The 23,142-nt window shown below is 46.3% G+C and carries 16 protein-coding genes and 1 pseudogene; 15 read left to right on the forward strand and 2 right to left on the reverse strand.

Annotation, left to right across the window (positions count from 1 at the left end):
• Positions 1-8 precede the first annotated feature (8 nt).
• From V7R82_RS01055 to V7R82_RS01125, 15 genes are all read left to right on the forward strand, one after another.
• On the forward strand, positions 9-854 hold the full coding sequence (locus tag V7R82_RS01055; RefSeq protein ID WP_291431491.1) for a glycosyltransferase family 2 protein: 846 nt from the start codon (positions 9-11) through the stop codon (positions 852-854).
• Positions 855-868: 14 nt separating this feature from the next.
• Positions 869-2,854, forward strand: coding sequence for a capsular polysaccharide synthesis protein (locus V7R82_RS01060; protein WP_338542914.1), 1,986 nt, complete (start codon positions 869-871; stop codon positions 2,852-2,854).
• Positions 2,844-4,022, forward strand: a complete 1,179-nt coding sequence (locus V7R82_RS01065; protein ID WP_291431495.1) for an O-antigen ligase family protein — start codon at positions 2,844-2,846, stop codon at positions 4,020-4,022. The genes V7R82_RS01060 and V7R82_RS01065 overlap by 11 nt, the downstream gene beginning before the upstream one ends.
• Entirely contained in the window at positions 4,015-5,454 is a 1,440-nt protein-coding gene (locus V7R82_RS01070; RefSeq protein ID WP_291431496.1) for a lipopolysaccharide biosynthesis protein, read from the forward strand. Before V7R82_RS01065 ends, V7R82_RS01070 begins: the two co-directional genes overlap by 8 nt.
• 1 nt (position 5,455) lies before the next feature.
• On the forward strand, positions 5,456-6,100 hold the full coding sequence (locus V7R82_RS01075) for a CatB-related O-acetyltransferase (protein ID WP_338542917.1): 645 nt from the start codon (positions 5,456-5,458) through the stop codon (positions 6,098-6,100).
• Positions 6,101-6,110: 10 nt separating this feature from the next.
• Positions 6,111-6,983, forward strand: a complete 873-nt coding sequence (gene rfbA / locus V7R82_RS01080) for a glucose-1-phosphate thymidylyltransferase RfbA (RefSeq protein WP_291431500.1) — start codon at positions 6,111-6,113, stop codon at positions 6,981-6,983.
• 11 nt (positions 6,984-6,994) lie between these two features.
• Positions 6,995-7,567, forward strand: coding sequence for a dTDP-4-dehydrorhamnose 3,5-epimerase (gene rfbC / locus V7R82_RS01085; RefSeq protein ID WP_291431502.1), 573 nt, complete (start codon positions 6,995-6,997; stop codon positions 7,565-7,567).
• 101 nt (positions 7,568-7,668) lie between these two features.
• Positions 7,669-8,697 (forward strand): dTDP-glucose 4,6-dehydratase, encoded by a 1,029-nt coding sequence (gene rfbB / locus V7R82_RS01090; protein WP_291431504.1) that lies wholly within the window; start codon positions 7,669-7,671, stop codon positions 8,695-8,697.
• A 12-nt stretch (positions 8,698-8,709) separates the two neighbouring features.
• On the forward strand, positions 8,710-9,552 hold the full coding sequence (gene rfbD, locus V7R82_RS01095; RefSeq protein ID WP_291431506.1) for a dTDP-4-dehydrorhamnose reductase: 843 nt from the start codon (positions 8,710-8,712) through the stop codon (positions 9,550-9,552).
• Positions 9,553-10,006: 454 nt separating this feature from the next.
• Positions 10,007-12,313 (forward strand): N-acetylmuramoyl-L-alanine amidase, encoded by a 2,307-nt coding sequence (locus V7R82_RS01100; RefSeq protein WP_338542921.1) that lies wholly within the window; start codon positions 10,007-10,009, stop codon positions 12,311-12,313.
• 198 nt (positions 12,314-12,511) lie between these two features.
• Positions 12,512-13,855 (forward strand): CapA family protein, encoded by a 1,344-nt coding sequence (locus V7R82_RS01105; protein ID WP_338542923.1) that lies wholly within the window; start codon positions 12,512-12,514, stop codon positions 13,853-13,855.
• A gap of 598 nt (positions 13,856-14,453) precedes the next feature.
• Positions 14,454-15,977 carry an LCP family protein gene (locus V7R82_RS01110; RefSeq protein ID WP_338542925.1) on the forward strand — a complete coding sequence of 508 codons (1,524 nt, stop codon included), beginning with the start codon at positions 14,454-14,456 and terminating at the stop codon, positions 15,975-15,977.
• A 30-nt stretch (positions 15,978-16,007) separates the two neighbouring features.
• The gene (glf, locus tag V7R82_RS01115) at positions 16,008-17,117 is read left to right on the forward strand and encodes a UDP-galactopyranose mutase (protein WP_338542927.1); all 1,110 of its coding nucleotides are present in this window, start codon (positions 16,008-16,010) and stop codon (positions 17,115-17,117) included.
• A 95-nt stretch (positions 17,118-17,212) separates the two neighbouring features.
• Positions 17,213-18,754, forward strand: a complete 1,542-nt coding sequence (locus tag V7R82_RS01120) for a prolyl oligopeptidase family serine peptidase (protein ID WP_338542929.1) — start codon at positions 17,213-17,215, stop codon at positions 18,752-18,754.
• Positions 18,755-18,884: 130 nt separating this feature from the next.
• A complete protein-coding gene (locus V7R82_RS01125; RefSeq protein WP_338542930.1) occupies positions 18,885-19,649 on the forward strand; it encodes a class I SAM-dependent methyltransferase in 765 nt (254 codons plus the stop codon).
• A gap of 136 nt (positions 19,650-19,785) precedes the next feature.
• Here V7R82_RS01125 and nrdG read toward each other — a convergent pair whose 3' ends face one another.
• Both nrdG and nrdD read right to left on the reverse strand, forming a co-directional pair.
• Entirely contained in the window at positions 19,786-20,319 is a 534-nt protein-coding gene (nrdG, locus tag V7R82_RS01130; protein ID WP_314211557.1) for an anaerobic ribonucleoside-triphosphate reductase activating protein, read from the reverse strand.
• A gap of 2 nt (positions 20,320-20,321) precedes the next feature.
• Positions 20,322-22,164, reverse strand: a pseudogene (gene nrdD, locus V7R82_RS01135) (anaerobic ribonucleoside-triphosphate reductase); the annotation flags it as partial.
• Between the last annotated feature and the right edge of the window lie 978 nt (positions 22,165-23,142).

The following is a 23,142-nucleotide window of genomic DNA, read 5'->3' on the forward strand; positions in this document are numbered from 1 at the left end:
GTGATGAAATGATATCAGTTGCGATGACAACCTATAACGGTGCACGTTATATTAAGGAACAACTTGATTCCATATTGAACCAGAGTGTACCTGTGGATGAGATTGTGATTATGGATGATTGCTCTACTGACGAGACGGTTGAAATTATTAAGTCTTATCAAGATAGACGTATTAACTTAACAGTAAATTCTACTAATCAAGGTTATATTCGGAATTTTTATCAAGCAATAATGGCTTGCAAGGGAGATTATATTTTCCTTGCCGATCAAGATGACCGTTGGCACTTCAACAAAGTAGAAAAAATGCTTGGGTATATGCAAGAAAACCGGGCATTGGCTCTCTGTTCAGATTTCAAGCTCATAGATGCCGATGGAATGCCTTTATCCGAAGAAGGGAACTATGTTAGAAATCGATTTTTCACTAAAATTAAAGGGAATAAGGATGTACTAATACCCGTAGATTTTGATTACTTAGTGTTAGGTAATATTCTTCAGGGGGCAACTTATTGCATCACCAAAGAAGTGCAACAAATATATGGCCAAATTAAAGATTTTGGTGTCTATCATGATCATCAGCTTCTTCTAATTGCTGCTAAGTTAGGACGCTTATTTTTTGTTAATATCCCACTGATTGAATATCGTATCCATGGAGAGAACACTATTGGATTTGCCAAAAAAGGGGACTGGAGAGTACTGCGTAAATTGAAGTTTCCTCAGTTGAAACCAGCGATGGTGCAATTTTTAGATAAATTGCATAAGATTTCCCCCCTGAGTCACTATCTGTGGATTAAAGTGTTGATGTATCTTAGAGTACCTTCATTTATGAACATAATTAGAACAATAAAACCATGGTAAAGGAAGTAAGTAAGATGAAGCTAGTGTCGATTATCGTACCTGTTTATAATCAGGAACACTATTTACATAGGTCGTTGTCTAGCATCTTAGCACAAACCTACCAAGAGATTGAAGTGGTTGTCGTCAACGATGGCTCGACAGATACTAGTTTAGCAATTATTGAGCAATACAGTGCTAAAGATTCCCGCCTTAAAGTCGTTAGCCAAGAAAACAGAGGGTTGGCAGGTGCAATTATAACAGGGATTCGTCATGCTAGTGGAGATTTCATTGCTTTTGTAGATCCAGATGATTTTATTGGTAGACACTACATTGAGAATTTTTTACATATCATGTCAGATGAAGATGATATGGTAGCGATGGGTTTTTATTTTGACCAATCAGGCAAGCATAGTCCTTATTACTTAGAAAAAACTTTTACTTGGAAAGCAAGCGATCTACGGGAATTCGTAATGGATGTCGAGAAAACTAAAATCTCAAATCGAATTTTCGTTTCTCGCTGGAATAAACTTTATAAGGCTAGCTTAGTCAAGAAAATTCTTGGGAGATTAGAATCTTGTCAAGATGTCTCTCTAGGTGAAGATACTTTATTTAATACCTTAGTACTTAGCGAATTAAAACAATGTCGTACCGAAGCAACTCCAAATGCTTATTACTATAACATTAGCAATAGTAATTCAATGATGAAAATTGATGTTGCGGATAAAGTTGGACGTATTGAGTTAGCACAAATGCACTTGTCACGATTGAATGATGAGTTAAATGTGTTAGAAAAAAATCAAATAACAGGACTGTCCTTCTTGTTGATAGAGGGTGTGATGCAGTCGCTTTATGGTGGGAAAATGAGCATTATGAAATCTGCTCATAAGAAATTAGTCCATCAACTGAACTATCGCTCAGTTCTTAAAGAAGTGAGCCAACAGGCGCGTTCATTTAAGACTAAGGCAAGATTAGCAGTTAGAAGCTATTTGCCAGGAATAGACTGGAGTCTGCGTAGAGTATATCAAGTTGCTAAGAAAGTGGCAAAAGTGTTATTGCTCTATGGAGTTAAAGAGCCGTTGGTTTTCTTTAAGGATGGGCGCACTAAGGGCTTTGCCAAAAGTTGGGAATTGCTTAAACACCGTCAAAAAAGACACAGTGCTTATCGAGATTTAAAACGCCTAACACCTATTATTGAGAAACGACTAGATCAAATCATGTCAGAGTATGATGAAGCTGGGACTACCTATCATCAACTAGGGCTAATACAAGAGGATGAACGTAATGTTTTTGTTTTGTGGTGGGATGGCTTTGATAAAGCGCCGCCTGTAGTTAAGCAGTGCATGGCTTCCATTGAGAAACACTATCAAGGCTATAATGTCATCAAGATTGACCACTCCAACTTCATGGTTTATACCCAACTAGATCAAGAAATATTAGAGGGTTTTGAAACAGGTAAAATATCTATTCAGACTTTTTCAGACGTTTTACGCTTTAATCTACTGAAGCTCCATGGAGGAATTTGGATGGATGCTACGCTATTTTTTGCTAAACCATTAGATATGATGAGTTACTTAGAACAACAATCATTTGTGAGTGTTGAATTTTCTTCAAGCCGATCATTCTATGAGTATAAAGGGCAACAGTGCACGTGGTCGGGTTTCCTGGTTGCATCACGTCGGCATGGTAAACTTGTTACGGTAATGGATTATATATTCGAGTCATACTACAAGAAATATCATACTTACGACTTATATTTCTTCATCGATTTAGCCTACATGTATTGTAAGTTAAACCATGTGGACGATGATGTCTTAAATCAATCTATCCGTAGCCCACATAGCATGTTTCTACTCATGACAATGGCTAACCGCATAAACCACAAGATGATTATTGATGAGTTATCGGAGATACCACAGAAGCTTGCATGGTTCTATAGGGCAAAGGAGCAGAAAGAAAAAACGGTTATGCAGGACTTGTTAGATGGAAAACTATTAGAAATGGGGGAGTGTAATGACTGGTAAATTAAGAATTCGCTATAGTAGCATCTATTGTTTTATACTCCTAACGCCATTAGTTCGACCAGCTTTCTTTGGTATTGTTCCTTGGCTCAACAGATTTTATAATTTCGCCCTTTGGGGTGTCGGACTATTTTGTATAGGAACCTTATTCTTTAATCGTCGACTACCAAAAGCCAGTTATTTGCTAGGGATGTCCTTGTGGACAGTGGCAGTAACTATAGTGAGGAATGGGCAGGTAGGATTGGCCTTTCGGGATAGTTTGCCTCTTATTTCTTTAATCGCAATTTTCGAACTATTTAAGGAAGACATATGGGGGCTTATAAAGAGCGCATATTACTACCTTGAATTTTACCTCTATCTTAACTTAGTTAGTGTTATTTTACGTCCAGATGGGTTGTTCAGTCGATACAATGAAGCCTACGGCTATACTCAAGAATATTTATTGAGTTCCAAAAACTTCTTTGTTTTCTGGATGGTGCCTGCTTTGTTGTTAGGTCTTTTGCTCAAAAATCATGGGTATTTCAAGTGGCGTTATGTATTCTTTTCTACAGCTATGCTGATGAATCAAGTTTTCTGGGGATCATCAACCGGATTGGTAGCTGTCGTTATTTTCTTAGTGATGGCTAATTTCCCATTCAAACAAGTTTTTTTCAACCCCATCTATCTCATGCTAACTAATATTGGGCTTTCTTTAGCTGCCTTTTTTGGGGCGCGTATTGCTCCTTTAGCATTTGTTGTTGAGAATGTGCTAGGAAAGAACCTGACTTTCACTAACCGTAATCGAATATGGGAGAATGCGTTCTTAGCTATCAACCGGCATAAATTTTTGGGGCATGGCTTCATGCCTGCAGAACGTATCGCCTATATTTTAGGTGATTTTGGTGGTGGGTTTACCTGGCTAGGAGCAACTCATGCTCACAACCATTTCTTGCAAGTCGCTTTCCAATCAGGGCTAATTGGTTTAGGTTGTTTTATGATTCATATCATGCAAATTATAAAAACCATTTACAAAAATATCGGTAAAAAGGCCTTCCAAATCTGTAGTATTGGCCTCTTTGTCTATACCTTGGTGGGGTTAACGGAATACTTCTCATTTGTAATGATACATCTGTGCATATTGGTTCCCCTATATCTCGATACAAACCGGTTAGAAGGGGATGCCAATGAGTAAGAAAAATACAAGTTTGGTGAATGGGGCTCTCTGGAATCTACTTGAACGCCTTGGGACTCAGACAATCTTAGTCATCTTCACGATTATTTTAGCTAGACTGGTTGCACCGTCAGATTATGGGACGATTTCGTTAGTGACAATCTTCATCGCGTTAATTAATGTTCTAGTAGATGGTGGTTTTAGTGCGGCTATTATTCAGAAAGATAATCTAGATAATCGTGACTACTCGACAGTCTTTTATTTTAATCTAATCTTCTCTTTTCTGATAATGCTAGCAGTGATGTTTATAGCGCCTGCGATTGCTGATTTCTATGGTGTTCCGCTACTTATTCCAATTATGCGGGTACTAGCTTTTAAAATTCCGTTAGTTGCAATAAGTGCGGTCCAACAGGCGATTGTCATGAGAGAATTGCAGTTTTCGAAGTTTTTCATTACTTCTACTGGGGCAACCTTTATATCAGGTGTTGTAAGTATTATTTTAGCTTATCTTGGTTTTGGTGTTTGGGCATTGGTAGCACAAGATTTCTTAGTTACCACTTGTAGTATTATCATAATGTTCGCTCTTACTCGGTGGAAGCCAATGCTATATTTTTCCATAGCTAGACTAAAGAACTTATATGATTATGGTTGGAAGCTTTTGGTGCAATCATTATTAAATACTCTATTTGCCAATGTTAGATCACTTTTAATTGCTAAATTTTATTCTCCAGAAGATTTAGCTTATTATACTAAAGGTAACCAGTATCCTAATTTGATTGTGACGAATGTCGATACGGCCATCTCGCGTGCATTGTTCCCAGTTATGTCTCGGGCACAATCTAGTATTATGATGGTGAGAAGCTATGCCCAAAAGGCGATGCAAGTATCTTCCTTTATTCTTTCCCCTTTGCTAGTGGGACTCATTGTCATGGCGAAACCTTTTACTGTGGTGTTACTTACAGAAAAATGGTTAGATATGATTCCATATCTCCAGATTATTTGTGTTACATTGCTTTTTAGGGCGCCTCAAACGGCTTTGTTACAATCTATTAAATCAGTTGGGCGGTCTGACATTATACTAAAAATGGATGTGCCACTGCGAATTTTAGGGTTAATACTACTCTTTAGTGTCATAAATTGGGGGGTAATCTACATTGCCCTATCTGAGGTTGTATTGGAAATAACCGTTTTTAGTGCTTACATGTATTTTGCTAAGGAACACATTGGGATTCGATACAGAGAGGTTTTTGCCTCATTCTTAAATAATGTTGGCATAGCAATTATTATGGGAGTGGCTGTCTATCTTGTTGGGGCAATGGGATCTGAGACGCTTTTGACATATGCCATCCAAATATTGATAGGCGCATGTATCTACTTAGGTTTGGCCTACCTAACTCGTAACCCAAGCATCGTTCTACTAGGGAGCCTTATTCAATCAAAGAGGAAGGGATAATATGGTTAAGAAAAGCTTCTATTTGTTAAAAAAATGGCTAAGCTTTGCTAAATTTAAGCGAATGTGGCGTCGTAACAATGCTCATAATGAGACCAAAGTGATTAATCAATCCTTCCAAATATCCAGGGTAAGTGTAGGAAAACGTACTTATGGTGAGCTCGACATCATTTCCTGGGGGCAACCTGGTGAAGAACTTAAAATTGGAAATTACGTTTCTATTGCTCCAGGTGTAAAGTTCTTGCTAGGAGGTAATCATTTCTATCAAGGTTTGACAACTTATCCTTTTAAGGTCAAGACGGGCTTAGTAAATAATGAAGCTATTAGTAAAGGTCCTATTTTTGTTGGCGACGACGTATGGATTGGCATGGAAGCTTTAATTATGTCTGGAGTAACGATAGGCCAGGGAGCGATTGTTGCTGCTCGGAGCGTTGTTACCAAGGATGTGCCAGCCTATGCTATCGTGGCAGGAAATCCTGCTCAAGTAATCAAATATCGGTTTTCTCAATCAGTAATTGAGAAGCTGCAAAGATTTGACTGGGCGTCAATCTCTGAAAAAGATATAAAGGAAAACTTGGCGCTTCTTTATACACCAATTGATGAAAATAATATTGATGAGATATTGTCTAGTCTGAATCATAACATCTAGGAGGACTCAAATGAAAGGAATTATTCTAGCAGGGGGAAGTGGCACTCGACTATACCCGCTCACTAAAACTGTTTCAAAGCAATTGATGCCTATCTATGACAAACCTATGATTTACTATCCTATGTCAATCTTAATGCTAGCTGGAATTCGTGAGATTTTAATTATTTCAACACCTACTGACACTGAGCGTTTTGAACAATTATTTGGAGATGGGAGTGACTTAGGTTTATCTATCCAATATAAAGTCCAACCAAGCCCGGATGGATTAGCACAGGCCTTCTTGATTGGTGAAGACTTCATTGGTGATGATTCAGTCTGCCTGATTCTTGGAGATAACATCTATTATGGTGGCGGTTTATCTAAGATGTTGCAACGTGCTGCTAAACGCGAGCAAGGTGCCACAGTTTTTGGTTACCATGTCAACGACCCTGAACGCTTTGGCGTTGTAGAATTTGATCGAGACATGCGAGTTATTTCAATTGAGGAAAAGCCACAAGTTCCCAAGTCACACTATGCGGTGACGGGGCTATATTTCTATGATAATCAGGTGGTGGACATTGCTAAGAATATTCAGCCATCTGCGCGTGGTGAACTAGAAATTACCGACGTCAATAAGGCTTACTTAACTAAGGGACAGCTAAATGTAGAGCTACTTGGCCGTGGCTATGCCTGGTTGGATACAGGGACTCATGAATCCCTACTGGAAGCTAGCACTTTCATTGAAACTATCGAAAAACGGCAGAATTTAAAAGTAGCCTGTTTAGAGGAAATTGCTTATCGTATGGGTTATATTAGCCGTGAGCAATTGATAGAGCTCGCCCAGCCATTGAAGAAGAATAGCTATGGGCAGTATCTGTTGCGTATTGCTCAAGAAAAAATGTAAGGAGAGAGCCAATGTTAGTAAGAGAGGCAAAATTAGCAGATGTGAAAATTATCGAGCCAGATGTGTATGGAGATCATCGGGGCTTTTTCATGGAGAGTTATTCTCAAACTAAATTCAATGAATTGGGTATTCATCATGAATTCGTCCAAGATAATCACTCCTTGTCCGCTCAGGCAGGTGTTGTGAGAGGATTACACTTCCAAAAGGGGCAAGCTGCACAGACCAAGCTAATTCGAGTTGTGACTGGGGCAGTTCTAGATGTCATAGTGGACTTACGCAAGGGAAGCCCAACATACGGTCAATGGGAAAGCTTTGTTCTATCTGAACATAATCACCGACAGTTATTGGTACCTAGAGGCTTCGCGCATGGATTTGCGACCTTAACGCCTAATGTTAACTTCCTATATAAGTGTGATAACTATTATCAGGCAGATGCGGATGCAGGTATTGCATTTGATGATCCTGAACTAGGGATTGATTGGCAAATGGATTTGAGTCAGGCTATTACATCTGAAAAGGATGCTAAACATCCAACGTTTAAAGAATTCGAAAAGCTGAATGATTTTGTCTATGGAGAAATCTAAAAGTTGCGTTTAATTGGGGGATTATCCGAATTAGTCTCTGGACATTGGGATAGCCAACAACTCAGAAGAACATAGTCAGAAATCTACTAGAGGAGGTATATATGCAACACATTATAGTAACGGGTGGTGCCGGATTTATTGGCTCAAATTTTGTGCATTACGTGATTAATCACCATCCAGATGTTAAAGTAACGGTACTTGATAAGCTAACTTACGCAGGTAATCGGGCCAATTTGGCAGGACTTCCAGAAAATCGCTGTAAATTGGTAGTGGGAGATATTGCGGATGCGGAGTTAGTAGATAAATTAGTAAAAGATGCAGATGCAGTCGTTCATTATGCAGCAGAGTCGCATAATGACAACTCATTAAAGGATCCCTACCCTTTTGTACATACTAACCTTATAGGGACTTATACTTTACTTGAAGCTTGTCGCAAATATGATGTTCGTTTTCATCACGTTTCAACCGATGAAGTCTATGGAGATTTACCTCTTAGAGAAGATCTCCCGGGTCACGGTGAAGGGGAAGGCGAAAAGTTTACAGATAAAACACCATACAATCCTTCAAGCCCATACTCTTCTACTAAGGCGGGGTCTGATTTGCTGGTGAAGGCTTGGGTGCGTTCCTTTGGCCTGAAAGCAACCTTATCAAATTGCTCCAATAACTATGGACCATATCAGCACATTGAGAAATTTATTCCTCGCCAGATTACCAATATCTTAAGTGGGATTAAGCCAAAACTTTATGGTCAAGGTAAGAATGTTCGTGACTGGATTCATACAGAAGATCACTCCTCTGCGGTTTGGACGATTCTAACTAAGGGTAAGATAGGGGAGACCTACTTGATCGGCGCTGACGGAGAAGAAGACAATAAGACGGTGATTGAACTTATCTTGGAATTGATGGGGCAACCTAAAGATGCGTACGAGCATGTCAATGACCGAGCAGGCCATGATTTGCGATATGCTATTGACGCAAGTAAATTGAGAGATGAATTAGGATGGACGCCTCAATTCACTGATTTTCGAGCCGGGTTAGAAGATACTATTTCATGGTATCGAGAGCATCAAGAGTGGTGGCAAGGACAGAAAGAAGAAGTAGAAGCGAATTATGCCAAGAATGGGCAGTAAGGGGTAGAAACAATGTACTTAATCACAGGTGCAAATGGTCAGCTAGGAACAGAATTATGTTATTTGATGGATGATATGGAGCTAAAATATGAGGCTACGACGCTAGATAACTTGGATATTACTGATCAACAACAAGTATTCGAAACACTACGTCGAGTACAACCTAGCCATATTATTCATTGTGCAGCCTATACTGCTGTGGACAAGGCAGAAGATGAAGGCCGGGATTTAAACTATAAGGTTAATGTCGATGGCACTCGCTATTTAGCCACTGCAGCTAAGGAATTAGGAATTCCGTTAGTTTATATCAGTACTGACTATGTGTTTGACGGTAATTTAGCGGACGGCGAGTACTTGGTGGATTCACCTACTAATCCTATGAATGAATATGGTAAAGCTAAGTTGCAAGGCGAAGAGGTTGTTCGAGATTTGCTTTCGGATTACTACATTATCCGAACTTCATGGGTTTTTGGGAAATATGGGCATAATTTTGTCTACACTATGAGACGCCTAGCTAAGGAACGCCCGCAGTTAACAATTGTTAATGATCAGTATGGCCGCCCAACTTGGACTCGGACACTGGCAGAGTTTGTGGTTTTCCTACTTCAAAATCAATCACCATATGGCATCTACCATTTATCCAATGATGATGCTTGTACTTGGTATGAATTTGCTAGGGAAATTTTGAAAGACACGGATGTTGAGGTTTTGCCAGTGACTTCGGCTGAATTTCCGCAAAAAGCCTATCGCCCTAAACATTCCGTAATGAGCTTACAAAAGGCTAAGCGATTAGGTTTCACTATACCTACTTGGCGTGATGCTCTACAACAATTCTTATCTTCCTTAAATGATTAATTTTAAAGCTTGAAAACAGGGGGTTCTCCCTGTTTTTTTGTTCTGATTTATCTTGCTATTCTCTGGTTCAGTCGCGAGCAGTTCGTCAGCTATCTAGGCCAGATGGCCCTAGGTTTCTTAAAAAGACGCAAGGTCTGATTAAGTGCTCCTATCTATTAGTGTCTACACTAATAGATAGGGTAGAAGTCAGCCAAAATACGTGCTCTCTTATAAACAAATTTTAAAAATCCCTCGTTGCTATGGCTAGTCACGAGGGATTTTTTTGAATAGGCCAGAGTTATGACTTCTATCACCATGTGATGACATTCAATAACACTGGCTTAACTATAAGATGAAAGTTTATTTTTTTGGTGACAATTGGGCAAAAATCTATTGCTTTTTGAATGGCTTACTTGTATGATAGACAAGGATTTACAAGCCACAAATGTGTATTTTTTTAGGAGGAATCACCAAAATGAAGAAACATGGTTTAGCGGCCTTAGTGGGCCTTGCCCTAGGTTCTGTCATGATTTTGGATCAGGTGCATGCTGAATCAGTCAGTCCAGTAGCACCTGCCAGTCATGAAGTGCAGGACCCTCTACAAGAATCGGCCCCAGCAGTGGCCCCCGCTGCAGCAGGCCAAGAAGCAAGCCAAGAGACGTCGGCGTCCCAAAATCAGGAATCTAGTGCCAAAGAAGCTAGTTCCGATTCGCTTCAAGCTCATGAGTCAGAGCCGGCGACCTTGCCTGCGGTTCCTGCCCTGGATTTAGCCCCTAAGGCTAACAGCCAGCCGCCAGTTAAGCCGGTTGACCAAGGCATCTCGACTTCTTTCTACCAGTTTACCGAATCAGCCGGGCGCGGGACCTTCCTCGCTCATATTGCCTACGGGGATTACGATGAGGCTGGCTACCGTAAGGTGGCCCCTAAGAGCCAGATTAGTGCGCAACTCCAGTCCGCCACTGGCCAAGGCCATGTGCCTCTAGAAGTTAAGGCAACCCAGAACCCACGGCTTTTCGAGCTCAGCTTCGATTCCAAAGCCCTCGCGACGGACATGGCCTACCGGGTCATGATTAAGGTAGCTGATAACCAGGAGCAACTCTGGTATGGCGACCGCCAGTATAAGCAGGCAGTGGCCGGCTTAGAACTCAATGCCCAAGGCGCACGCGTCAGCCTACGTAAGGCAGCCCCAGTGCAAAAGGGGATTTCCACTTCTTTCTACGAGTTTTCGGCGACTGATACGGTGGGGACTATCCTAGCTCATATTGCCTACGGGACCTATGATGCGACGGGTTACCGCGAGGTAGCGCCGCAAGCTGTCATCAAGGCTCGCTTAGAAGCCACTAAGGGTCAGCATCAAGTCGGCCTGCGGGTGCGGGCTAGCCAAAATCCGCGACTCTTCTACCTAGAATTTGACCGGACGGCGCTTAAGGCCGACCAGACTTACCGGGTGCTGATTAGTGTGGACAATAAGGAAGAAGCCCTCTGGGCAGGCGATAACAGCTACAAGCAAGAGTCAGGGGACTTGACCGCCATGGTAGCTAAGCAACGAGTGCTAGTCAAGAAGTCAGCGCCTGCTAAGCCAGTTGATAAGGGGATTTCGACTTCTTTCTATGACTTCTCTGTAGTAGACGGGGTAGCTAAGATTTTGGCTCACTTGTCTTACGGGACTTATGATGCGGCCGGCTATCGAGAAGCGGCGCCAGCCAAGGAAGTGAGTGCTCAAGTTCTGTCTCAGGATGGCCGTCATAAAGTCAATGTCCAAGTGAAAGCCACTCAAAACCCGCGTCTCTTCGAGTTGTTATTCGATGCTAGCCAGATCCGCAAGGGACAAGTCTATCAAGTAGTAGGCGGCGTAGGCAATGCTAGCGAAGTTATCTGGCATGGTGACCGGAGCCTCAGCCAACAAGGGAGCAACCTCTTGCTGACCGCGCCAGGGGGTCGTTTGCAGCTGCAATACCAAGAGCGTCTAGTTAACCACGAAGTCAAAGTCCGCGGTATTGGTACGACCATTCAAGTCCTAGACGCCAATGGCAAGCGCCAGACCGTGCCGGTTAAGGACTACTTCGGTCAACGCTTTGGCGTGGCGAGTCTGCCAGGCGCTAAGAATGCTGAAGTAGCCCTGATTCGCAATAACAAGGTCTTCGCCTATGCTAAACGTTCTGACTTAGTGGAAGTACCAATGGGCAAGCGGACCGTCTACATTGACGCAGGACACGGTGGTGCCGAGACCGGGGCGGTGGCCTTTGGACGTACCGAGAAGGACATGAACTTAGACATTACCCGGCCATTGGCTGACCGACTCCGCCGTCTGGGCTATGAAGTTTATGAGTCGCGCGTGGACGATAAGGAAATTCCGCTAGGCCAACGTGAGTTTGAGCCTAACCGACTCATGCCGGATATCTTCGTCAGCGTTCACCACAACGCCATGCCGGCGGCTCTATCAGGTAAGGTGCAGGGGATTCTGTCCCTCTTCCACGATCACAGCATTGAGGAAGAAGGCTTCATGTCCATGCCTTATCACCCAGAAAGCAAGATTACAGAAGGTAAGCGTCTGGCCCAACTTCTGCAACGCGAAATGGTTAAGATGACAGGCGCCCGCGACCAAGGAGCGCGTCCTCAGAACCTGCATGTGACTCGTAAGACGGACATGCCAGCTGTTTTGGTGGAGCTAGGCTTCATGGATAACGCCGAGGAGTTCAAAAAACTTAATCAACCTGCCTACCAGGACAAGCTCATTAAGGGGCTGGTCCAAGGCATTCAGGCTTACTTCGGTAAGGCTTAAGAATAGATTATAACGGTAGAAGCTAAGGCTTCTGCCGTTTTTTGCTTTTTGTTGGCGAAGGACGAAAATTCAAGTAAATTTTCTAATATTTTTAGGGGAATAGCTTGACGGGGTTGACCGGGCGGATGTAAAATATGTAATATAAATGTCTTATTTCTGTAATTATATCGCTTATCTTCCTACAAAGGGGTCTTGTTTATGAAATCAGAGTTTTTAAGTAAGTATCGTCCGCAGCTTATTGCACTTGCCTTTGTTCTCTTTCTAGTGGCTGGATTCGCCATGATTGGCCTCCTGGCTGGCCAGCCCCACGATCATTTGCAGACGCTAGAGTCTGAGTCAGTGGTGAGTGAGAGCTCTAGCAGCGAGCCCCAGCCCTTGGTCTTGGCAGAACCCCTAGTAGGCCTCAAGGCTAAGGATCAGGAGACGCCTTTTGAAGGCAAGGAAGGAGAGCTCAAGCTACGCTCAGTAGGTGATGTCTTGTTGCATGAATTTGTCAGCGAAATGGCCAGCGTCAAGAATCCTTTCTACAAATCAGCGGTCGATCGGCTCCACAAGGACGGCATCAGCTGGGAAAATCCAGGGGGCGCCTATGATTTCTATCCAATGTTGGCGCAGATTGCCCCTTATATGTCCTATGCCGACGTGACTTTGGCTAATATGGAAGTTATTGTGGCCAACCCTCAGTATCCGGTGACTGGTTACCCTTCCTTCAATGCGCCTAAGCAGATTATTAAGGCCCTTCAGGCTATCGGTGTGGACATGGTGACCAACGGGACCAACCATACCTTGGACTATTCGGCGCGTGGGGCGCTAGCCTCTATTGCTAACCTCAAAGAGGCACAGATGCCTTATGTAGGGAGTTTTGAGAGCCAGGAAGATCACGATACCCCGCGCATTATCGAGAAGAATGGCATTAAGATAGGGATTTTGACCTATTCCTACGGTACCAACGGCGTCCCCGTGCCAGAAGACCAGCCCTATTTGATTAACCTGGTAGACCTGCCTCAGATGGTAGAAGATGTCAAGGCCCTCAAAGACAAGGTCGATGCTGTGGTGGTGACTTTGCAGCTAGGTCAGGAATATGACACTACTCCAGATCCAACTCAGGAGCAAGTCTTCCAAGCCCTGAGCGATGCTGGCGTCAAATTGATTTTGGGCGGCCACCCGCATGTCTTGCAACCTATGCAGTGGTTTAACGGCAAGCAGACCTTTGCCATCTACTCCCAGGCTAGCTTCATGTCGGGCCAAATTTACCCGGCTAATAAGCAAGGGGGCATCACCGAGGTGACGTTCAAACGCGGCGAGGACGGACAAGTGACCGTCACCGATCCGAAGTTCATGCCAATCTATATTACGGGCGCCGAAAATGCCGAGTTCTACGAAACGGTGCCTATGGCTGACTACAATCGCTACGCGGTCACCGAGGGCGCCGACTGGTACGAGATTATTCGCCAGCGCATGCAGCTCTATACCAAAGACTTCCGCTACGTTAGCCACCTAGAAACCCAATGGACCCAGGAAGATACCGATATTCATCGCTAATATAGTTTGCGCCAATGGCCCACTCCTTTGAGTGGGCCATTGGCTATGTGGGGGGCTGGAAAAAGGCGGAAAACGAGGTCCAAGCCGTGAGCTAGTGGTCCACTCCGCCGAGTGGACCACTAGCTGGGCTGGAAAGCTGGGAAAAGGGCGGGAAACAGGGAGAAAGCCGCGAGCTAGTGGTCCACTCCGTCGAGTGGACCACTAGCTGGGCTGGAAAGCATGGAAAAAGGGCGAAACCGTGGGAAAAGCAGTGAGCCAGTGGTCCACTTTGGAGAGTGGGCCACTAGCTCGACTAGAAAGCATGGAAAAAGGCCTGAAGCCGGGGAGCAAGCCATGAGCTAGTGGACCACTCCGTCGAGTGGACCACTAGCTGGGTTGGCAAGGCCGGAAAATGGCGGGATACGGGGTAAAAGTCGAGAGCCAGTGGCCGACTTTTTCGAGTGGACCACTAGCTAGGCTGGAAAGGCCAAAAACCTGGGCTACTAGCTAGAAAAAAAGCCTTTTAGGGGCTTTTGCCGGGGCGGAATCTTTGCTATAATAACTTTTAGTGCAAAAAGTAACGACGAAATGATATCCAATTTATGGAAGGAACTTAACAATGACAGCATCACATCACTCAAAGGGCCGGCGTCACGGTCACTCCCGCCCTAGTCATGGGCGGACTAAGTCAGTGCTCTGGCGGATTAACTGGCTCTTTATTATTTTGGCAGCGGTAGCTAGCGGCCTGGTTGCCTATTTCCTCTTAACCTACAAGATTCTGGCCGGGCGTGGCTACCATCTCTGGGTCTTGGGCGGCTTGGGCGCGGTCTTACTGCTCCTAATTCTGCTCAACGGCCTCAAGCGCCTAGGCAAGACCACCCTGGTCCTAGCCACGATCGTCATTTTGGGGGCTAGCTACGGCGCCTACCAAATGAATGCTACCGTCAATTTCTTCAACAAACTCAATACCAATACCCAGAAGCAGGAACTGACCATGAGCCTGGCTACCCTAGCAGAGGGCGGCGTGGCAGATGTGTCGGCCTTAGATGGCAAAGTGGTCCTAGCGCCGCTGGGCCAAGATCGCGACAATGTCCAAGCCTTAGTCGATGACCTCAAGGCCAAACGCCAGGTAACGGTGACCGTTGAGGAAGTGCCATCTTACCTAGCGGCCTACCAACAACTCCTGGACGGCAAGGCTCAAGCCATGGTCCTCAACTCAGGCTATGAGTCCCTCTTAGAAGGCATGGCTAGCGACTTCAGCAGCAAGATCAAGAAGCTCTATCAGTACAATCATGTGACCGAAGTAGCCGAAGAGCCGGCTAAGCCAGCGACGGAAACCCAGCAGACCAGCCAGACACCAGCTGAGAACCAGCCTTTCAACCTCTACATTTCAGGGATTGATACCTTCGGGCCAGTCAGCTCCGTCTCCCGGTCAGACGTCAACGTTATCGCCACTATCAACCCTAAGACCCATCAGATTCTTCTGACCACCACACCGCGTGACGCCTATGTACCCATCGCGGATGGCGGGGCAGACCAGAAGGACAAGTTGACTCACGCGGGGATCTATGGCGTGGAGGCTTCCATGCATACCTTGGCCCGTCTCTATGACACGCCAATCGACTATTATGTCCGCCTCAACTTCACCTCCTTCCTCAATATCATTGATACGGTGGGGGGCATTGACGTTTACAACGACCAAGCCTTTACCTCCCTCTACGGCAAATATGATTTCCCTGTCGGGGAACTCCACCTTAATGCCGACCAAGCCCTAGGCTTCGTGCGTGAACGCTACTCCCTGTCAGGTGGGGATAATGACCGCGGCAAGAACCATGAGAAGGTTATTACCGCGCTGATTAAGAAATTAGGCAGTCGCCAGACCTTGCTCCAAGCCCAAGAAGTCATGGACCGCATGAGCCAGTCGGTGCAAACCAATCTGCCACTGGCTAAGGTCATGGAACTGGTCAACGAGCAACTTGAGAGCGGTCAAGCTTACACGGTTACCTCAGTCGCCCTGACTGGCCACGGTTCAACTGGCCTACCATCTTATGCTATGCCGGGCGCTGAGCTCTATATGATGCAAGTGGATGAGGCTAGCTTGGCTGAGCGTCAAGCTCAAATCAAGCAAGTACTAGGCCAATAGGCCCGCTTTCAAGGAGAAAAGGAGAGACTTATGACACAAACATATGATTATCTAGTGGTAGGTGCCGGCCTCTTTGGCGCTACCTTTGCCCATGAAATTGCCAAGAAAGGCAAGCGCGTCCTGGTTATTGAGAAGCGCGACCACGTGGCGGGAAATATCTATACGGAAGAAATCGCGGGCATTCAAGTCCACAAATTTGGCGCCCACATTTTCCATACTAATGACAAGGCCGTTTGGGATTACGCCAACCAATTTGCGGAATTCAACCAGTATATCAATACGCCAATCGCCAATTATCACGGGGAAATCTACAACCTGCCCTTCAATATGAACACCTTCAACAAGCTCTGGGGTGTGGTGACACCGGAAGAAGCGGCCGCCAAAATTGAAGAACAGCGGGCTGAAGTGGCAGGCAAGACACCAAGCAACTTGGAAGAGCAAGCTCTGTCCTTAGTAGGGCGCGATATCTACGAGAAACTGATTAAGGGCTATACCGAGAAGCAATGGGGCAAGGCAGCCACTGAATTGCCAGCCTTCATCATTCGCCGCTTGCCAGTCCGCATGACCTATGACAACAACTACTTCAATGACCGTTACCAAGGTATCCCAATCGGGGGCTACACCCAGATTGTGGAGAAGATGTTGGATCATCCTAACATTGAAGTGCGCCTAGAGACAGACTTCTTCGCGGATAAGGACCACTATTTGGCGGCCTTTCCTAAAGTTTTCTACACGGGTATGATCGACCAGTTCTTCGACTATGAGTTGGGTGAATTGGAATACCGTAGCTTGCGCTTCGAGACCGAGGTCTTGGACCAGGCCAACTATCAGGGTAATGCGGTGGTTAACTATACCGACCGCGAGACGCCTTATACCCGAATTATTGAACACAAACACTTCGAGTATGGCACCCAGCCACAAACCGTGGTAACGCGTGAATATCCAGCTAACTGGGCACGCGGGGATGAGCCTTACTACCCAATTAACGATGAGCGCAACACCAAGCTCTATCAGGCCTATACTGACTTGGCTAAGTCCCTGCCACAGGTGACCTTCGCCGGCCGTTTGGGCCATTACCGCTACTATGACATGCACCATGTCATCGGCCTGGCCTTACAATTGGCAGCCAAAGTAGACTAAATCAAGAATCAAATCCCCCTTACTGGCTGGTAAGGGGGATTTTGCGTGGGTCGGACTTTTCTGCTAGAATAGGAGTCAAAAGGGAGGTTGTCGTCATGAAGAAAGCCAAATACTGGTGGTCCTTGCTAGCGGGTTGCCTGGGTGCCTTATTAGTCATTAGGGGCTGGTGGACTAGCCAAGCGGCGCGAGCCCAGGTAGATTCGGACCAGGTGCAGGTGGTCCAAGCCAAGATTCAGGCTCAGGGCTATGAGTTTGGCCCGGCCGTTAACAAAATTGTCCTTCAAGTCAGTCAACCCGTGACGGCAGTGGCCAGAGGTGAACAGCTAGAGGTCACCACCCAAGGTAAAGGACGCCAAGTGAGTGCCCTCTATCTAGCTGATGAGCAGGGCCAGGCCTTGCCAGAGGGTCAAGCCAGTCAATGGCTGGCCTTGGACTTGGTGGTGGACTCTTGGAATTTAGGTAGTCTCTTTGGCTACAACCAGGAACGGTTGATTAGTCAATGGCAAGCTAGCTATCTCATCGCGGTGGGGCCAGTGCAGGTGACGACCCAAGAGGGCAAGTCGGCCCAGGTTCACTTGGCAGACTATGACGCCCTGCCCCATCTGGAGCTGCCGGACTTGGCCGGCTATCAATTTGAGCAAGTCCATGTAGACGGGGTGACCAATCCCCTGACTGGCCAAGAGGAGAGCCAGACCTTACACTATGGAGCCTTTGAGCCGGCGGCTGCCAAGGATCAGACCCAGGCCAAGTTTCCGCTTTTGATTTGGTTGCATGGCCAAGCCGAAGGGGGCGAGGATCCTCGCATTGCCCTGCTAGGCAATGAGGTGACCGCCCTTAGTCGGCCGCAAGTTCAAGAGATTTTTACGGCCACCGACCAGCCCGAGCTTAAGGGCGCCTTCGTCCTGGCTGTGCAAACACCGACCTACTGGATGGACGAGGGAGACGGGTTGAATGGGCCGGGGGCGGGCCATTCCCGCTATACCGAGTCCCTCATGCAGGTCATTGACGACTACGTGACCAGCCATCCACAGATTGACCCGCATCGGGTGCATCTCATGGGCTGCTCCAACGGGGGCTATATGACCCTCAACATGGCCCTGCACTATCCGGACTACTTTGCCGGCTTGGTACCCCAGGCTACGGCCTATTCCTACTATGAATTCCAGCGCCTGGACAACGGTCACTATCTGATCAAAGACCCTAAGAAACGAGGCAGTATTCAAACCTATGTGCCAACTCAGCGAGTATGGTTCGACCAGGACAAGGTGGCTGCCCTCAAGGATCAAGCCATTTGGTTTGTCCATAGTCTGGATGACCCGACCGTGCCAGCCAATGCCTATGTCTTGCCGATTTACAAGGACCTAGTCGATGCGGGTGGGCAGAATATCTGGCTGTCCCTCTTCCAATCGGTGCAAGGTCAAGACTTGCCTAAGATGCGCTATTCCGGCCACTTCTCCTGGATTCCCTTCTTCAATCAGCAGGTCCAGGGCGTGCAAGACCCGGAAGTCATTCGCCAAAGCCCAGGCTTGAGTGGTTTTGAGGCCGATAATGCCAGCGGTGGTGGCAGAGCCCAGGTCCAAGTGGTCGGCCAGCCCTATCAAGATGTCTTCCACTGGCTTAACGCCCAACACCGATAAGATAATTAAAAAAGCGATGGACTACTGGCCTGGGTTGCCTAATATGAACTGAACATGAGTGATCTATAGACAGGGGAAAAGGATCTAATGCTTAAGTCGAAATAGCACAAAATAACGAGGAGATCATAAGATGAACAATTATATAAAATTAAATGAAGATCGATGGAATAAGGTAAAAAATGCCTATACTGAGCCATTGACACATGAAGAATTAGAAGAAGCTAGAAAGCATCCAATTTCTGTTGCCTTAACTGTTGGGAAAAAAGTTCCGACAGAATGGTTTGAAAAAGCCAAGGGGAAAAAGATATTAGGTTTAGCTTGTGGTGGTGGCCAGCAGGGGCCAGTTTTTGCTGTAAAAGGGTATGATGTCACCATCATGGATTTTTCTAAATCACAATTAGAAAGAGACGAGATGGTTGCTAAAAGAGAAGGCTTAGAAATCAAGACGCTTCAAGGCGATATGACCAAACCATTTCCGTTTGAAGATGAAACTTTTGATATTATTTTTAATCCGGTTTCAAATGTCTATATAGAAGATTTAGAAAATATGTACAAAGAAGCCGCTCGAGTATTGAAAAAAGGTGGACTCTTAATGGTCGGATTTATGAATCCTTGGATCTACATGTATGATGCGGACGTTGTATGGGATAAACCCGATGAGGAATTACTTTTGAAGTTTGCACTACCTTTTAATTCAAAAGAGCTTGAAGCGGAAGGCAAAATAACCATAGATCCAGAGTATGGCTATGAATTTAGCCATACCTTAGAAAGTCAGATTAGAGGACAACTTAAAAATGGTCTCGCTATGATCGATTTTTATGAATCATGTGATAAAAGAAATAGATTATCACATTATGGAAATGACTACATCGCTACACTCTGCATTAAACTATAATATTAAGGGTTAAAAAATCCCAGTTTCTATAATGGAAGATAAGGACTTGAGAAACAGTCAATCAAATGAAAAGCACCCCATAAGTTGGACAATCAAAATCCAACTTATGGGGTGCTTTCAAAAAATCGTCTAGTGTTTAGCGGACTAACTTGTCCCAGATGACGACTTGGTCGGTCGCCAGGGACTTGGGGACGTCGATGATGCGCTGGTTGCGGCTACCCCGGAATTGCAGGGTTAGGTCTAACTGTTCTTGAATGAATCGGCCGTCGACCAGAATATCGACATAGGACAGGAGTTCCAACTTGTCCGGCGTCTCCTGCATGAGTTCCTCCCAGTCGTAGCCCGTCCAGGACCAGATATCTTTGCTGTGGCCATAGCGTCGTCTGACTTCCTGGCAGAGGTCAATCAGGACCGCCGTATGGAGAAAGGGCTCGCCACCCAATAGGGTCAGACCTTGACAGTAGCTGGCGCCCAGGTCGGACAGGATTCTTTCCTTGAGTTCCTCCGTGTAGGGAGTGCCGTAGTTGAAGTTCTGGGCCACCTTGTTGTAGCAACCCGGGCAGGCGAAGTGGCAGCCGCTGACATAGAGGCTGCAACGAACGCCTTCGCCGTCCACGAAGTTATAGGGCTTGTAGTCGGCCACTTTGGTAGTCGTCTCAGGAATGGCCATGGCTAGACCTCCTTGTCGTCAGCTAGGTCCTGGCCTTTGTCGGAGGACTTAATGCGGATGGTCAAGTGCTTCTGCCGGGCCACAATTTCCTTGTGACGCCCAGCCACCATGGGTCTAGCCTGAGGGTTGCCCAGGTAACCACAGGTCCGCTTGACCACGTCGCAGGTCTCGGGATTGCGGTTCTTGCAATAAGGACACTCGAAGCCCCGTTCGGTCGGGTTAAAGTCCCCTTCGTAGCCACACTCAAAACATTTATCAATCGGTGTATTGGTGCCCAGATAGCCGACCCGATCATAGGCAAAGTCCCAGACGGCTTCCAGAGCCTTAGGATTTTGAACCATATTAGGGTACTCGCAGTAGTGGATGAAGCCGCCTGAAGAATAAGGCGGATAGGCCGCTTCAAAATCAATTTTCTCAAAAGGTGTCGGCTTCTTGCGCACATCGTAGTGGAAGCTATTCATATAGTAGCCCTTATCAGTGATATCGGGCACCGAGCCAAAGCGCTCTAGATCCAGACGACAGAAGCGATCGGTCAGGCTCTCACTTGGTGTCGCGTAGACGGAGAAGTGGTAGCCGTATTGATTGCCCCAGTCTTGGGTGTGTTGGTAGAGCTTTTTGACAATATCGATAGTAAAGGCTTTGGCCTCTTGATCCGTCTCCCAGTCAGGACCGAAGAAGCGGGTGGCCACTTCATAGAGGCCAATGTAGCCCAGGGAGATGGTGGCCCGTTTGTCGCGGAAGAGGTCATCGACCTTGCCGTCGCGACTCAACTTGCGACCGAAAGCCCCGTGTTGATAGAGGATTGGGGCATTGTAAGGTTTGGCCTCCTTGACCCGCTCGATGCGGTAGCAGAGGGCCTGACGGGCGATCTCTAATTTGGCTTCTAAGTGCTGCCAGAACTCATCCAGAGTTTGGCTCTCGAGGGCAATCCGGGGCAGGTTAAGGGTCACCACGCCCAGGTTCATACGGCCGGCGTTGATTTCCTGACCGTGCTCGTCCCACCAACCTTGCAGGAAGGAACGACAGCCCATAGGCGCCTTGAAGCTGCCGGTCAGCTCGACTAGCTTGTCATACATGAGGACGTCGGGATACATGCGCTTGGTGGCGCAACGGACGGCTAGCTCCTTGATATCATAGTTGGGGTCTTTGGGAGCTAGGTTGACGCCGCGCTTAAGGGAGAAGACTAGCTTAGGGAAGATAGCCGTTCTTTTCTCTTTGCCGATACCGCCCAGACGAACCTTAAGGATGGCGCGCTGAATTTCGCGTTCAATCCAGGAAGTCCCCAGGCCGAAGCCCAAAGTGGTAAAGGGCGTCTGGCCCTGAGAGGTGTAGAGGGTGTTGATCTCGTACTCCAGACTTTGCATGGCGTCATAGATGTCTTTCTTAGTCCGGGCCGTAGCAAAGTCATGGTGTTGGGTGGTGTCGGGAATCCAATCTTCCGCCAGCTTGAGATGCTTCTCGTAGTTGAGCTGGGCATAAGGCGCCAGGACCTCGTCAATGCGGTCGGCACTGCAACCCCCGTACTGGCTAGACGCCACGTTGGCAATAATCTGCGCCATTTGGGCGGTGGCAGTCTGGATGGATTTAGGGGAATCGACTTCTGCATTGCCAATCTTGAAACCTAACTTGAACATAGTCTTGAAATCAATCAGGCAGCAGTTGGTCATAGGCTGGTAGGGATGGTAGTCTAAATCATGATAGTGCAAGTCGCCGTTCAAATGGGCTAGGGCGACTGCTTCCGGCAACATGCCAATGCCGATGGCTTTAGCAACGATGCCTGGCGGTCAAGTCTCGTTGGGTGTTGTAGACTTGGCTGTCTTTGTTGGCATTCTCGTTAACAATACTTGACTCCTGTTGGTGCAGGCGGTCAACTGCAGCTTGAATATCTTGGGCCGCTCTAATTTGTGGATTCATACTTATCACCTCAAAGCCTATGCTACCCTAGTCTAGGTGTGAAGTCAATAGACTTTACACTATATATAGTGTTTATAAACTTGTTCCACAACTATATATAGTGTTCTTGTCTGGGCATTGAGGTGTGGGCACTAACTTGGTTGGCGCTTGCTCCATAGCCAAAACAGCTTGTCTAAACTGTGCCAATGCCCGGTCTAGACAAGGCAACTTTGACAGACAAATCTAGGCTAAAGTTTCGCAAGATATAGTGTGGCGTGAGCTAGTGGTCCACTCGGCCAAGTGGACCACTAGCTACCCGAGGAAGTGTCGAAACTGGGTCAAAAGCTAGGAAAAGTTGTGAGCCAGTGGTCCACTCCGTCGAGTGGACCACTGGCTGCCCGGGAAAGTGCTGAAATCGGGCCAAAAGCCAGGAAAAGCCGTGAGTCAGTGGTCCACTCCGTCGAGTGGACCACTAGCTGCCCGGAAAAGTGCGGAAACTGGGCCAAAAGCTAGGAAAAGTTGTGAGCCAGTGGTCCACTCCGTCGAGTGGACCACTGGCTACCCGAGAAAGAGCCGAAAATGAGTCAAAAGCCAGGAAAAATCGTGAGCCAGTGGTCCACTTTGTCGAGTGGACCACTAGCTCCCCAGAAAAAGGCAGCAACCTGGCCAAAAGCTACGAAAAGTCAAGCGCCCGCGCCCCACTAGCTGCCTAGGCGACCAGCAAAAACAAAAAATTTCCCCTTGCATACCGGTCTAAGCTGTGCTATACTATCGTAGTTGAGTAAAACAAGTAGAAACCAGCCGTTTCTCGCCAATCCCCTTAGGTGCTTGGCCGATAGAGAGTTTCCTTTGCGCCTTGGTGCGGGGATAAGTAGCGGCTAGTTTGTGTACACAAGCTAGTTTTTTTCTTGTAAGGCTCGAAATCTAACT

The sequence above is a fragment of the Abiotrophia defectiva ATCC 49176 genome (assembly GCF_037041345.1).
In the GTDB taxonomy this organism is placed as follows: domain Bacteria; phylum Bacillota; class Bacilli; order Lactobacillales; family Aerococcaceae; genus Abiotrophia.

Bases quoted from the DNA above. Each gene is read 5' to 3' on its own strand.
- V7R82_RS01055 (WP_291431491.1), top strand. From the start codon at position 9: ATGATATCAGTTGCGATGACAACCTATAACGGTGCACGTTATATTAAG.
- V7R82_RS01060 (WP_338542914.1), top strand. From the start codon at position 869: ATGAAGCTAGTGTCGATTATCGTACCTGTTTATAATCAGGAACACTAT.
- V7R82_RS01065 (WP_291431495.1), top strand. From the start codon at position 2,844: ATGACTGGTAAATTAAGAATTCGCTATAGTAGCATCTATTGTTTTATA.
- V7R82_RS01070 (WP_291431496.1), top strand. From the start codon at position 4,015: ATGAGTAAGAAAAATACAAGTTTGGTGAATGGGGCTCTCTGGAATCTA.
- V7R82_RS01075 (WP_338542917.1), top strand. From the start codon at position 5,456: ATGGTTAAGAAAAGCTTCTATTTGTTAAAAAAATGGCTAAGCTTTGCT.
- rfbA (WP_291431500.1), top strand. From the start codon at position 6,111: ATGAAAGGAATTATTCTAGCAGGGGGAAGTGGCACTCGACTATACCCG.
- rfbC (WP_291431502.1), top strand. From the start codon at position 6,995: ATGTTAGTAAGAGAGGCAAAATTAGCAGATGTGAAAATTATCGAGCCA.
- rfbB (WP_291431504.1), top strand. From the start codon at position 7,669: ATGCAACACATTATAGTAACGGGTGGTGCCGGATTTATTGGCTCAAAT.
- rfbD (WP_291431506.1), top strand. From the start codon at position 8,710: ATGTACTTAATCACAGGTGCAAATGGTCAGCTAGGAACAGAATTATGT.
- V7R82_RS01100 (WP_338542921.1), top strand. From the start codon at position 10,007: ATGAAGAAACATGGTTTAGCGGCCTTAGTGGGCCTTGCCCTAGGTTCT.
- V7R82_RS01105 (WP_338542923.1), top strand. From the start codon at position 12,512: ATGAAATCAGAGTTTTTAAGTAAGTATCGTCCGCAGCTTATTGCACTT.
- V7R82_RS01110 (WP_338542925.1), top strand. From the start codon at position 14,454: ATGACAGCATCACATCACTCAAAGGGCCGGCGTCACGGTCACTCCCGC.
- glf (WP_338542927.1), top strand. From the start codon at position 16,008: ATGACACAAACATATGATTATCTAGTGGTAGGTGCCGGCCTCTTTGGC.
- V7R82_RS01120 (WP_338542929.1), top strand. From the start codon at position 17,213: ATGAAGAAAGCCAAATACTGGTGGTCCTTGCTAGCGGGTTGCCTGGGT.
- V7R82_RS01125 (WP_338542930.1), top strand. From the start codon at position 18,885: ATGAACAATTATATAAAATTAAATGAAGATCGATGGAATAAGGTAAAA.
- nrdG (WP_314211557.1), bottom strand. From the start codon at position 20,319: ATGGCCATTCCTGAGACGACTACCAAAGTGGCCGACTACAAGCCCTAT.